This window comes from Pseudomonas sp. PICF6 (assembly GCF_009831705.1).
GTDB classification, from domain to species: Bacteria; Pseudomonadota; Gammaproteobacteria; order Pseudomonadales; family Pseudomonadaceae; genus Aquipseudomonas; species Aquipseudomonas rhizophila.
The window spans coordinates 43,502-56,426 of sequence record NZ_WUUD01000020.1; the positions used below are offsets into that span (position 1 = coordinate 43,502).

Genomic DNA, 12,925 nt, shown 5'->3' on the forward strand with positions numbered 1-12,925 from the left:
CGATCAGGCCGATCACGAAGGGGGCAATGATCGCTCCCCAGGACTGGGTGGAGAACGCCATGCCGATCTGCCCACCGCTGGCGCCCAGGGTGCTGGACAGAAAGGTCCCCAGGGTGACGAACCAGCCACCCCAGATAAAGAACTGCAGAAACATCATCACGCTCAAGCGTGCGTTCATCGTGGTCATGACAGTCACCGTTTTATTGTTGTTCTTGTGAAGAAAAATGCTCAGAAGCGCTGTTGTGGCGAGCCGCTGTGGGAGCAAGGCTGGCCCGCGATGGCCGCGCCGCGGTCTAACCGTTGAACCGCGTTGTCGTTCATCGCGGGCCAGCCTTGCTCCCACAATGAGTTTTCTCGCCATAGGGTTTTGGGTTGGGCCGGTTACCTCAACAGGCCCAACAACCGCCGGTTGGAATCTTCATCGGCCGTTACCCCGGCAAAATCGTCAAACGCCTTTCGGGTCTTGCTGATCATGTGTCGCTCAATGAACGCCGCGCCTTCTGCAGCACCCTGTTGTGAGTCTTTCAGGCAACACTCCCATTCCAACACCGCCCAGCCGCTGAAATCGTATTGAGTGAGTTTGCTGAAGATCGATTTGAAATCGATCTGGCCATCGCCCAGCGAACGGAACCGTCCAGGACGATCGACCCAGCCCTGATAGCCGCCGTACACACCGGAACGGGCGTCGGGCCTGAACTCGGCGTCCTTGACGTGGAACATGCGGATGCGCTCGTGATAGCGATCGATGAAGCCCAGGTAGTCCATCTGCTGCAGGAGCAGATGGCTGGGGTCGTAGAGAATCGCTGCCCGAGGGTGATGATCGACGGCCTGCAAAAAGCGCTCGAACGAGGCGCCATCGTGCAGGTCCTCACCCGGATGGATCTCGTAGCACAGGTCCACGCCGGCTGCGTCGAAGCAGTCCAGAATGGGCAACCAGCGTCGGGCCAGTTCGGCGAATCCCTGCTCCACCAAGCCAGACGGACGTTGCGGCCACGGGTACAGGTACGGCCACAACAGCGCACCGGAAAACGTCGCATGGGCGGTGAGGCCCAGTCGCTGGCTGGCGCGGGCGGCGAGCTTCAATTGCTCTATCGCCCATTCGGTCCGCGCCTGGGGCTGACCGCGCAGATGGGCCGGGGCGAAGTCGTCGAACAGTGCGTCGAACGCCGGATGCACCGCCACCAACTGGCCTTGCAGGTGCGTCGACAACTCACTGATCTGGACACCGGCCTGGGCACAAATGGCCTTGAGTTCGTCGCAGTAGTCCTGGCTCTCGGCGGCGCGGGCCAGGTCGATGTATTGCGTGCCCGACGTCGGCAGTTGAATGGCCTTGTAACCTTGTGCGGCCGCCCATTGGGCGATGTTCGCCAGGGTGTCGAACGGCGCGTCGGCGGACATGAACTGCGCCAGGAAAATACCTGGGCCACGCAGGCCTGTCGGTGTTTGGGCAATGGGATTCACGGCGGGGCTCTCCTGATTCATTGTGTGCAGGCCAGTGCGGTCCACTTGGTATCGCCGCGATGGTTGGCAATGGCCGCTTCGATAAAGGCCATGCCCCGCAGACCGGTTTCGATGCCGGGTACGCCGGGGGCGTCTGGCCCTGGCGCGGCGGCCCGTATGGCACGGGCAAAATCGCCATAGAGGTTGGCCATGGCTTCCAGATAACCTTCAGGATGCCCGGCCGGCAGCCGCATCCGTTGGCGGGCGGCCTCACACAGCCAGGGCTGGCCCACACCGGACCGCAAGACTCGCAGGGGTTGGTCGAGGGGACGATGGATCAGGCTGGCCGGTTCTTCCTGGCGCCATTCCAAGCCACCCTTATCGCCATACAGACGGATTTTCAGCGGGTTCTCTTCACCTGCGCAGACCTGACTGGCAATCAGCACGCCGCTGGCGCCACCGGCCATGCGCAACAGCATCGCCGCGTCGTCGTCCAGTTGCCGACCCGGGATGTGGGTGCCCAACGCCGCGCATATCTGCTCGATGGGTTGGTCGGCGACGAACTCCGCCAGGGAAAACGCATGGGTGCCGATGTCGCCAATGCAACCACCCAACCCTGACTGTTGAGGATCGTCGCGCCAGCCGGCCTGTTTGTTGCCTTGCCCGGCGACGTCCTGACTGAGCCAGCCCTGGGGGTATTCGACCAGCACTTTGCGCACCGCACCGATCACGCCGGTGCGCACCATCTCCCGGGCCTGCCAGACCATCGGATAACCCAGGTAGGTATGAGCCAGGCCGTAGAGCCGGCCGCTGCTTTGAAGCACTTGCTTGAGGGCCAGCAACTCACGCAGGTTCATAGCGGCGGGCTTTTCACTGAACACATGAAAACCCGCCTTCAGCGCCTGGTTGGCGATGGGGGCGTGCAGATGATTGGGAGTGACGATGACCAGCAGTTCCATGCGCAAGTGGGCCGGCAGCGCCGCTTCGCTGTCGAGCATGCCTTGCCAATCGCTGTAGCAACGGGACGCGGCCAGCCCCAGGGCCGCGCCGGTCTGCTGATTGTTGTGCGCATCACGGCTGAACGCACCGCACACCAGTTCAAAACCACCGTCCAGACCCGCGGCCTGACGGTGGGCCTGGCCAATGAAAGCGCCCTCTCCACCGCCGACAAAGCCCATTCTTATTTTGGCTGCTACAGGATTCATCGCGACTCTCTTATGCTGGGACTGACGACAATGTAACCGGTTACATCATGGCGGAAATCTAGGCTCAGTTTTGCGGCATGTCAAACCCGTTGGCACATGCATGAGCATTTGTGCGACGCGCAACCTGCGGTAAGCTCCCCAACCGTGCCGGCATTCCTGGCGCCGAATCGAGGTGATTTTGTCCAATATCCGTGAAGTAGCCCGGCTGGCCGGAGTTTCGGTGGCCACGGTTTCCAGAACGCTGAAATCTCCCGAACGGGTGCTGCCCCAGACTCGCGACAAGGTTAACGCGGCGGTGGAACAGGCCGGTTATCGGCCCAACCTGATGGCCGTGCAGTTTCGCTCCCGGAGAACCGGCAACCTGGTGATTCTGGTCCCGACCATCGCCAACACCTTTTTCGCCCGGGTCATCAGCGGGGCCCAACAGGCTGCGCAGGCGGCCGGTTATCGACTGCTGTTGTGCGACACCCAGGGTCGAGAAGAAATCGAGCGCGAATTTGCCGCCCTCGTCTACGCGCACCAGGCCGACGGGGTGATCCAGTTGCGCGCGAGCAACCCTTTCGAATCGCTTCCCGCGGGCGCCGAATCCTTGCCGCTGGTCAACGCCTGCGAAGTGGTCAAAGGCGCCCCCTACCCGACCATCAGCCTCGACAACCGGGCCGCCGCCCAGGCCATGACCGAACACCTGATCGGGCTCGGCCACCGGCGCATCGGCATCATCAAAGGGCCGCGAAGCAGTCCCCTGACCCTGGACCGCGTAGCCGGTTATCAGGATGCACTGCACCAGGCCGGTATCGCCGCAGACCCTGGCCTGATCTGTCACGGCGACTTCACGTTGAAGGCCGGTTACGACGGGGCCGGCGCGATGCTGGAGCTGGCGGAGCGCCCCAGCGCGCTGTTTTGTGAAAACGACGAGATGGCCATTGGCGCGCTCAAGCGCATCAAGCAAATGGGGTTGCGGGTGCCCGAGGACATTTCACTGGTGGGTTTTGATGACATTCCTTTCGCCGCCTACTGTGAGCCGCCGCTGACCACTCTCTCACAACCTGCCGAAACCTTCGGCCAGCGGGCGGTGCAAATGCTGATCGCCCTGATCGAGAAAACACCGCTTGCCGAACGGCATGTCGTGCTGCCGTTCGAGTTGACCGTGCGCGGCAGCAGCGCTGCGCCAGGCCCGGCGTTTAACAAGGATGCTTGAAAAAAACGACGCCCATCACCTTTTGATGCGCTATTGACTCGCCACCTGCCGGTCCGTTTCGACTACAGTGGCACTACTCTGCATAAAGCCATAACAAGACGGAGAGTTTCCCATGCGAGTCAACAAGCGCTTCACCCTTCTGGTCGCCGCGGCAGCACTGGTGGTCACGACCACAGCCCAGGCAGCACCGGTGTACATCAACATCCTGACGGGGGGCACCAGCGGGGTTTATTACCCGATCGGGGTCGGCCTGTCGCAGATTTACAGCAACGGGATCGAAGGCTCCAAGACGTCGGTACAGGCCACCAAGGCCTCGGTGGAAAACCTCAACCTGCTGCAGGCCGGTCGCGGTGAGCTGGCGCTGGCGCTGGGCGACTCGGTGGCGGACGCCAAGAACGGCGTGGAAGATGCCGGTTTCAAAGCCCCTCTGACCAAACTGCGGGCCATCGCCGGCGCCTACCCCAACTACATCCAGATCGTTGCCAGCCAGGAATCGGGCATCAAGACCCTGGCCGACCTCAAGGGTAAATCCATCTCCGTGGGGGCGGCCAAATCCGGTACCGAGCTCAACGCGCGGGCCATCCTCAAGGCCGCAGGGCTGAGCTACAGCGACATGAAGGTCCAGTACCTGCCGTTCGCCGAATCGGTAGACCTGATCAAGAACCGTCAACTGGATGCTACGCTCCAGTCCTCCGGGCTTGGGATGGCGGCCATTCGTGACCTGGCCTCGACCATGGCGCTCAACTACGTGTCGATCCCGGCAGACGTGGTGGCGAAGATCGGCAACCCGGCCTACCAGAGCGCAAATATCCCGGCCAATACCTACGACGGCCAGGCCGAAGCCGTGCCGACCGTGGCCATCACCAACATCCTGGTTACCCGCGCGGACGTCTCGGACGAGGTGGCCTACCAGATGACCAAGCTGATGTTCGATAACCTCACCCGCCTGGGCAACGCCCATTCGGCGGCCAAGGACATCAAGCTGGAAAATGCCGCGAAGAACCTGCCTATCCCGCTGCATCCCGGTGCCGAGCGCTACTACAAGGAAGTCGGCGCGCTGTAGACCGACCCGGTGCAGCGGCGATGATCGCCGTTGCACCCTTCTGGTTCGCACCTTCGATGTAGACAAGAGGCTTTCAGTTAATGAGTGAAATTCAGCACGGTCTTCCCTCCGACCCACGAGACTGGCCCAAGACGCTGTTCTACGTGGCCCTGCTGTTTTCTGTATTCCAGATCATCACCGCCGCCTTCTCCCCCATTTCCAGCCAGGTGCTGCGTGCCGTGCACGTGGGTTTCCTGTTGTGGGTGGTGTTCCTCAGTTACCCCGCCTATGGCGCAAGCCGCCCCTGGCAACCTCTGGCATGGCTGTTGTCCCTGGCCGGCGTGGCCACGGCGGCGTATCAGTGGGTGTTCGAAGCCGACCTGATCCAGCGCTCCGGGGACCTGACGTCCACGGACCTCATCATCGGTATCATTTTGATCGTGCTGGTGTTCGAAGCGGCCCGGCGGGTGATGGGGATTGCCCTGCCGCTGATTTGCGGGCTGTTCCTGGCCTATGGGCTGTTCGGTGAATACCTGCCAGGCGACCTGTCCCATCGCGGCTACGGCTTCGATCAGATCGTCAATCAATTGTCCTTCGGCACCGAGGGCCTGTACGGCACACCCACCTACGTATCGGCCACCTACATTTTCCTGTTCATTCTGTTCGGTTCCTTTCTTGAAAAGGCCGGAATGATCAAGCTGTTCACCGATTTCGCCATGGGCCTGTTCGGCCACAAGCTCGGCGGCCCGGCCAAAGTGGCGGTTGCCTCCTCTGCCTTGATGGGCACCATTACCGGTTCGGGCATCGCCAACGTGGTGACCACCGGGCAATTCACCATCCCGCTGATGAAACGCTTCGGCTACAAGGCCGCGTTTGCCGGCGGCGTGGAAGCCACCTCGAGCATGGGCAGTCAATTGATGCCGCCGATCATGGGCGCCGTGGCGTTCATCATGGCCGAGACCATCAACGTGCCATTTGTTGAAATCGCCAAAGCGGCGTTGATTCCCGCGTGCCTGTACTTCGGCTCGGTGTTCTGGATGGTTCACCTGGAAGCCAAGCGCTCCAACCTCAAGGGCTTGCCCAAAGACCAATGCCCCAGCGCGCTGGGCGCCGTCAAAGAGAACTGGTACCTGCTGATCCCACTCGCCGTGCTGATCTACCTGCTGTTCTCCGGTCGCACGCCGCTCTTTTCCGGCATGGTCGGACTGGCACTCACTGCCATCGTGATTCTCGGCTCGGCGATCATTTTGCGGGTGTCGAGCTTTGCAATGCGCTGCGCTTTCTGGATCGCCCTGGGCATCTTGTGCGTGGGCTTTTTCCAGTTAGGCATTGGCGTCATATTTGCGGTGATCGCAGTGTTGGTGGCGATCTGCTGGTTCATCAAAGGCGCACGGGAAACCCTGACGGTTTGCCTGCACGCACTGGTGGACGGCGCACGACATGCGGTGCCGGTGGGGATTGCCTGCGCCCTGGTGGGGATCATCATCGGCGTGGTGTCGTTGACCGGTGTGGCGTCGACCTTCGCCGGCTACATCCTGGCCATCGGCAAGGACAACCTGCTGCTGTCGCTGATCCTGACCATGCTCACCTGCCTGGTGCTGGGCATGGGCATCCCGACCATTCCCAATTACATCATCACCAGTTCGATCGCCGCGCCCGCCCTGCTGGAACTGGGCGTGCCACTGATCGTGTCGCACATGTTCGTATTCTATTTCGGCATCCTCGCCGACCTGACGCCGCCGGTCGCGCTGGCCTGCTTCGCCGCTGCGCCCATTGCCAGGGAAACGGGGCTGAAAATCAGCTTCTGGGCGGTGCGCATCGCCCTTGCCGGTTTTGTCATTCCATTCATGGCGGTCTATAACCCGGCACTGATGCTCCAGGGCGACAGCCTATGGATGACCGCTTACATGCTGATCAAGACGATGCTGGCGGTCGGGCTGTGGGGCATGGCGTCCACCGGCTACCTGCAACAGAAAATGCCGATCTGGGAACGCCTGATGTGCTTTGCCGCCGGGGCTTTGCTGGTCGTGGCGCTGCCGCTGACCGATGAGATCGGCTTCGTGGTGGGGGCTCTGCTGATCTTTCAACACGTATGGCGCTCGCGGCGCACCGGACGGGCCTTGGCGTGATCGGTTTGTGCCTGGGCCTGGCCGGTGCGGTCTGGGCCCAACTTCCTGTCACGGATTTCACCCTGGCGTGGAATCACACCATCGAGAAAATCCGCTGGGAGGAAGATTACCGCGTGACTGAACAAGGCCTGGTTCTGGGCGAAGCCAGGGTCAAGGGCAACGGCGCCGGCATGGAAGTTCCGGACGGTGCCCGGTTGAAAAACGGCAGCTGGCACTATCAGCGCCAGTTGCCGCCCCTGCAACCGCTGAAACTGGGGCGAACACCCGAAGCGGGTGATTACCAGTTGTGCGTCGACGGGGCTTGCCAGCCGATGAGCCATTGGCTCGGACCGCCCAAGGCAAGTCAGCCAACGGTGGAATTGTGGAGTTGCGGATAACGATCTCCCCTGGTCCAAACAGAACTCTGTGGCGAGGTTTTTTTGTGGGAGCAAGCCTTGCTCCCACAACTGCCCTCCTCACCACAATCAAACCCAGGGTCTGAAGGTCAGTCACTCAGGCAAACGTCGCCCCACGGGTATTCACAAACAGTGCATACAACGAGTGGCTGCCGGCCATGAACAGGCGATTACCCTCCCGTCCGCCGAAGCAGACGTTAGGGCAACGCTCCGGCAGGGAGATGTGGCCGATAGCCTTGCCCTCGGGGTTGAACACTCGCACACCGTCGAGCTTTTCCAGGTCGGCCTTGGGATCGCCATTACCGCCCCACCCGCACCAGAGGTTGCCACTCTCGTCGCATTTGAGCCCATCGATGGCCGCGTAATCCAAGCCTTCGATGTGCTTGCGCCGTTCGCCCAGGGTGCCATCGTCCTTGACCGTGATCGCCCACACCAGGCGGTTCGGCTTGGCCCGGCCTTCGACCACGTAGAGGATCTTCTCGTCTGGCGAAAAGCACAGGCCGTTGGGCCCTGCCATGTCGTCGATCACTCGCGTGACCTTGCCGGTTTCACCGTCGATGCGATACACCGCGTGGGGCTGGGCAGGGGCGACTTTATGCCCTTCGTAGTTGTTGCCGGTCTGGAACGGTGGATCGGTGAACCAGACAGAACCGTCGCGCTTGCACACGATGTCGTTGGGCGAGTTGAAAGGCTTGCCCTCGAAACTGTCCGCCAGCACGGTGATGGTGCCGTTGTGCTCGGTGCGGGTGACGCGCCGGCCTTCAGTCGACGTGGTGGAGCCTTCGCAGACCAGCAAGCGCCCTTGGCGATCGCGGCACAGGCCGTTGGAAAAGTTGGAGTTCTCGCGGTAAACCGACAGGCTGTCGGTGACTTCATCCCAGCGCATGATGCGGTTGTTGGGAATGTCACTGACCAGCAAATAACGACCGTCGCCCACCCACACCGGCCCTTCCGCCCAGCGCAGGCCACTGGCGAGCTTTTCAACACTGGCGTTGAACAGCCGCAGGTCCATGAAGCTGGGGTCGAGGATCTTGATCAGTGGGTCAGGGTAGCGCTGGCTCAAGGGTTCTGCCTGAGTCAGCCCGGGCAGGTTGCCCAGGGTTGCGGCGGCGGCCGAAACCACCAAGGATTTTTTCAGGAATACCCGGCGGCCCTGATGGGCAGTCGTTGCAGGTTGCGAAGCATCCATCGTGCGTCTCCGTTAATTATTATTGGACGGCGACGACAGTTTTACTCCGTGATAGGACATCGTACAAGTATGCGCTCTGCCCTGCGCAAGAAAAAATTCAGTTGGCGTGGAGCGGGATCCGTACGGTGAAGGTGGTGCCCGATCTGGCCTTGGAATGAACCTCGATAGTGCCCTTATGGGCGGATACGATGGCGGACGCGATGTGCAGGCCCAGCCCGAGCCCAGCCGCAGAGCCATACTGCATGTCACCGCTGCGCAATTGCCGGACCATCGGGTTGAAGATGCTGGCAATGGCGTCCTTCTCGATAAGCTTGCCCTGGTTGTTGATGGCAATCACCGCCGTATCCTCTTCGGTACTCAATGAAACAGTAATCGGCGCACCCTCGCTACCATGCTGGACGGCATTACCAATCAGGTTGGCGAACACCTGTTCCATGCGCGCCTGATCAAACAGGCCTTCCAGGGCGCCCGTCGTTTCAAAGATGATTCTGCTTTCCGGATGATAGGCCCGCGCCTCTTCCACCATGCCCTCGCAGGCCGCTACCAGGTCACCGTTGAAGCGCTGCACCGGAATGCCCGCCCCCAGTTGGGTACGGGTAAAGTCCAGCAGATCGCCGACAATCTTGTTGGCCCGTTTGACGCTGGTGTAGATGCGCGAAGAGATCTTGGTGGCTTTAGCGGGCAGGTCGCCTGCCCGCAGCAGCACTTCGGAACTCAGCAGGATCGCGCCCAGGGGGCTGCGCAAGTCATGCCCCAGAATCCCGAGGAAGATATTGCGGCCCGCATCGACGGCGCCCGAATAGCTGACCACGGACTCCGCCAAGGCCTGGTCTACGGCCTCGTTGAAGCGGATCACGTCGGACACCACTTGCTCGTGGTCCAGTTGGGTCTGCGGCATCCAGAGCATCAGCACGCTGGTGCGCAGCGCCCGGTATTCCGAAACCATCTGCTCCACCGTAAACCCCGAGGACTGGCGAATGACCGCATGGGTTTCGGCTGCAGTTTCAGCCTCTGCCGCCGGCGCATCGCCCTGGGACTTGGCGATCTGCTCCTTGACGGTTTGCGAAGTGCGCAGGTCAGCGGCAATGGTGCGCAGCATCTGCTCGGCGTGATCGCGCAGAGCCACCGAATCCATGCCATGGGAGGCCGGTGTGATGGTTTTGGCGAAGTCTTCCCACGCCTGAAGAATCGGCTCGATATTGTCGAGGATGAAATCAGCCAGGCGCATGGGTTGCTCCGCAGGAAGGGATAATCGAGGGTTAGTATCGCAACAACGCAAGGGACTGCCGGCCTCGGTTCCATTGTTGTACAGCAAACCCAGGGCGATAGGGGATTCATCGTGGCGCGCGCGCAGCTGGCGCCGCACTGCATAGGCGCTTGAATGAACAGCCTTGCGCCAAAATAGGGCACTTGTCTCTTGCAACGCTATACGGTACAAATCCCTTTTGATGTTGTACGACAACCTATAACTAAACTAGCCGTTCCGAAGCGCCTTGCTTCGGCGGCCTGCCTTTGAGACCCCCTGCCATGACCCGCTCCACGGCCGTACCTGACACCCCCACTCCGCTCCCTCGGCACCTCGCCGTGCTGGTTCTGCTGTGCATGGGATGTGCCTTCGCCGGCAACCATGTCGCCGCCAGGGCAGCATTTGATGACGGTGCCGGGGTCTTGCTGGCGATCCTGCTGCGCTCGGGCGGCACCTTGCTGGTGCTGGCCGCAATGGTGCTCTGGCAACGCCAGAACCTGCGCCTGCCGCAGGGGGTCTGGCGCTGGCAATTGGCTCTGGGGCTGTTGATTGCCGCCCAGAGTCTGTGCCTGTATTCCGCCGTGGCTCGGGTCCCGGTCGCCCTGGCGCTGTTGGTGGGCAATGTCTTTCCGATCCTCCTGGCGTTGCTGACCTGGGCGCTCGGCGGGCCACGCCCGACCGCGCGCACTGCCGCGTTGATGGGCATGATTCTGGTTGGCCTGGTGTTCGTGCTGGAAGTACCGGCCCGGCTGTCGTCGCAAGAAAGCGTCGGCCCGCAGTGGTTGCTCGGCGTGGGCCTGGCCTTCTGTGCCGCCTGCGTGTTCGCCTGCGCGCTATGGATCACCGACCACAAACTGTCCCAGGTGCGCGGGTCGGTCCGCAGCCTGCTGACCATTTTCATCGTGTTCAGCAGCGTCAACCTCGCCGGCCTGACCGGCGCCCTTCCCGGTGGCTTCGACCTGCCGGCCAGCAGCACCGGCTGGTTTGCCCTGGCGACCCTGGTGGTGCTCTATGGCACCGGGTTTATCGTGCTATTCATTTCCGTGCCCCGCCTGGACATGCCGCGCAACGCCCCGGTGATGAACATCGAACCGCTGGCGACCCTGCTGATCGGCTGGCTGGTGCTGGACCAGATGCTCAACCCGGGCCAGGTGATTGGCGGCGCGATTGTGGTCACCGGCATCGTATTGCTGACGTATCGCAAGGTCGAGCGCATCAAGGCACCGGTTACCGAGGCCGCCGGACGCAACTGAACTGAAGCATCCATCGTCGCTGTGTGGGAGCAAAAGCTGCTCCCACACACGCTTCAGGCCGGCCGACGCACCGCCCTCACCTTCGCGCTATTGCCACCGCCGCAAAAGAACCGCTCGCCGCCGTCTGACTCAAGACCCGACACGCCAATCCCCGGCGGCATGGTCACGCTTTCCAGCACTTCTGCGGTTTGCGGGTCGATGCGCCGCAGATCGCTTTCATCGTTTTCCCAGGTGCCGTGCCAGAGTTCGCCGTCGACCCAGGTCACGCCCGTGACGAAGCGGTTGGATTCGAGGGTGCGCAGGATCTTGCCAGTGGAGGGATCGATCTGGAGGATTTTGCGCGCCTTGTACTGGCCGACCCAGAGTGATCCTTCGGCCCAGGCCAGTCCTGAATCATCACCACTATTGGGCGCCGCAATGGTCGCCAGTACCTGGCCGTTGCGCGGGTCGATCTTGCGAATGGTGTCTCCGGCGATCTGGAACAGGTGCTTACCGTCAAAAGCCGTTCCGGCGTTTGCCGGAACGTCCAGCGAACGCAACATCTGGCCGCTGGCCGGATCGAGTGCATGCAGCTTGTCGCCGGAAGCGAACCAGACGAGCTCGCCGTCATGACTGACACCGTGCACGCAATCGACGCCGGGAAAAGGGCCGTATTCACGCAGGATCTGCGCATCTGAATGTTTCATCTTGCAAGCCTCCTCGTTGGGGTGTGACTGCATCCTAACCATCGGGCAGCAGCGCGGTGAGTAACAATACCGTCGTGAATCCGGGCAACGGTGGCGCCAGCCAGCGACAGGCCCGCCCACGCCCGACCGACTGCACCTTGCCGGACGCGGCCAGCGTGTCGAGGGCCCGTTGCACGGTGCGCTGGCTGGCATCCAGGGCCAGCGCCAGGGCGGAACTGGACCAGGATTGGCCATCGGCCAGCAACGCCAGCACTGCGGCGTGGGGCTCTTCTACAGGACGCGCCAGCACCACCACTTCGCCGCCCTTGCGTGGCATTAGGGCAAACCCACGCCGGGTCGCCGTCACCTCGGCCAGCGGGCGCAGCGCCACCCGCAAGCGCCCGACTTCGACCCGCAGTCGGGCGCGATGGGAATCATCCGTCAGTTTCAAGCCAAAGGCCTGGGCAACGAGGGTTTCCCTGGACACATCGGCAGGCCAGGCTTGAGCCAATTGCCTGGCGAGGGTGAACAACACCGGGCGCCTGGCAAGAGAGATCCGCAGGCTCGCCCTGTTCACGCCATTGCGACATGCGTCCACCACCAACGCGTCGCTGGACAGGAGTGCTTCAACCTCCTCAAGGGTCAGCAAGCGCTCCTCGCCCCCTGCAATCAGACGCGCCGCCGGAGCCTGCAGGACGCGCCAGGCGCTTTCGACTTCGGCAGTCAGCGCGCCAATGCCGGCTTGTCGCGCAGCCTGGGTGGCACGTTCAAGTGCGGCCCGTGCGGTTTTCGTTCGTAACCGCCGCATGGCGATGCCCGCCACCACCAGTTCGCAAGCGGCTCTGGACGGCGGTGGAAGACAGCCCGGGTCAAGGTCAACCAGCCTCGCCTCGGCCTCGTCGAGATGGCCTAGCAGCAGTAAGCGGCGGATTTCGATTGAGCGTGCGTGGGCGACGTTCGTCCGGTCGCCCTGGCGTTCAAGCACCGCCCGCGCAGCCTCCAGGCGCTTCACCGGCCAAGCCAGATCACGGGACGCCAGGGCGATCTCCCCTTCGGCCACCACGCACCGCGCCTGTGCCACGGCCTCCCGGGGCCCGAAGGCCCGAGCCGCCCGCCGCATCAGCACCCTGGCCCGCTCCAGCTCGCCCAACTGCGCCATGGCA

General features: G+C 62.4%; 11 protein-coding genes and 1 pseudogene. 5 read left to right on the plus strand and 7 right to left on the minus strand.

Annotated features, from left to right (window positions below):
• From GSM73_RS27295 to GSM73_RS13410, 3 genes and pseudogenes are all read right to left on the minus strand, one after another.
• Positions 1-187 (minus strand): annotated as a pseudogene (locus GSM73_RS27295) (MFS transporter); the annotation flags it as partial.
• A 194-nt stretch (positions 188-381) separates the two neighbouring features.
• Positions 382-1,482 (minus strand): sugar phosphate isomerase/epimerase, encoded by a 1,101-nt coding sequence (locus GSM73_RS13405; protein WP_139050635.1) that lies wholly within the window; start codon positions 1,480-1,482, stop codon positions 382-384.
• Positions 1,479-2,645, minus strand: a complete 1,167-nt coding sequence (locus tag GSM73_RS13410; protein ID WP_160892917.1) for a Gfo/Idh/MocA family protein — start codon at positions 2,643-2,645, stop codon at positions 1,479-1,481. The genes GSM73_RS13405 and GSM73_RS13410 overlap by 4 nt, the downstream gene beginning before the upstream one ends.
• A 178-nt stretch (positions 2,646-2,823) precedes the next feature.
• Here GSM73_RS13410 and GSM73_RS13415 point away from each other — a divergent pair, with 178 nt between their 5' ends.
• The 4 genes from GSM73_RS13415 (at position 2,824) to GSM73_RS13430 (ending at position 7,391) form a co-directional block, all read left to right on the plus strand.
• Positions 2,824-3,843, plus strand: a complete 1,020-nt coding sequence (locus GSM73_RS13415) for a LacI family DNA-binding transcriptional regulator (RefSeq protein WP_160892919.1) — start codon at positions 2,824-2,826, stop codon at positions 3,841-3,843.
• Positions 3,844-3,955: 112 nt separating this feature from the next.
• On the plus strand, positions 3,956-4,906 hold the full coding sequence (locus GSM73_RS13420; protein ID WP_160892921.1) for a TAXI family TRAP transporter solute-binding subunit: 951 nt from the start codon (positions 3,956-3,958) through the stop codon (positions 4,904-4,906).
• A gap of 80 nt (positions 4,907-4,986) precedes the next feature.
• The gene (locus tag GSM73_RS13425) at positions 4,987-7,014 is read left to right on the plus strand and encodes a TRAP transporter permease (protein WP_160892923.1); all 2,028 of its coding nucleotides are present in this window, start codon (positions 4,987-4,989) and stop codon (positions 7,012-7,014) included.
• Positions 7,011-7,391: a DUF1850 domain-containing protein gene (locus GSM73_RS13430; protein WP_107322309.1), complete on the plus strand. Its 381-nt coding sequence runs from the start codon at positions 7,011-7,013 to the stop codon at positions 7,389-7,391. Before GSM73_RS13425 ends, GSM73_RS13430 begins: the two co-directional genes overlap by 4 nt.
• 115 nt (positions 7,392-7,506) lie before the next feature.
• Here the strand turns inward: GSM73_RS13430 and GSM73_RS13435 are convergent, their stop codons facing one another.
• Entirely contained in the window at positions 7,507-8,598 is a 1,092-nt protein-coding gene (locus tag GSM73_RS13435) for an SMP-30/gluconolactonase/LRE family protein (protein WP_047227698.1), read from the minus strand.
• Between the two features lie 97 nt (positions 8,599-8,695).
• Positions 8,696-9,826, minus strand: a complete 1,131-nt coding sequence (locus tag GSM73_RS13440; protein WP_160892925.1) for a sensor histidine kinase KdpD — start codon at positions 9,824-9,826, stop codon at positions 8,696-8,698.
• Between the two features lie 299 nt (positions 9,827-10,125).
• On the opposite strand from GSM73_RS13440, the gene GSM73_RS13445 reads away from it, so the two are divergent.
• Complete coding sequence (locus GSM73_RS13445) at positions 10,126-11,097, plus strand: DMT family transporter (RefSeq protein WP_160892927.1); 972 nt, start codon at positions 10,126-10,128, stop codon at positions 11,095-11,097.
• A gap of 53 nt (positions 11,098-11,150) precedes the next feature.
• Here GSM73_RS13445 and GSM73_RS13450 read toward each other — a convergent pair whose 3' ends face one another.
• Both GSM73_RS13450 and GSM73_RS13455 read right to left on the minus strand, forming a co-directional pair.
• Positions 11,151-11,783: a DUF5074 domain-containing protein gene (locus tag GSM73_RS13450; RefSeq protein WP_160892929.1), complete on the minus strand. Its 633-nt coding sequence runs from the start codon at positions 11,781-11,783 to the stop codon at positions 11,151-11,153.
• A 34-nt stretch (positions 11,784-11,817) separates the two neighbouring features.
• On the minus strand, positions 11,818-12,925 hold a 1,108-nt coding region (locus GSM73_RS13455; RefSeq protein WP_256676897.1), incomplete at its 5' end, for a helix-turn-helix domain-containing protein.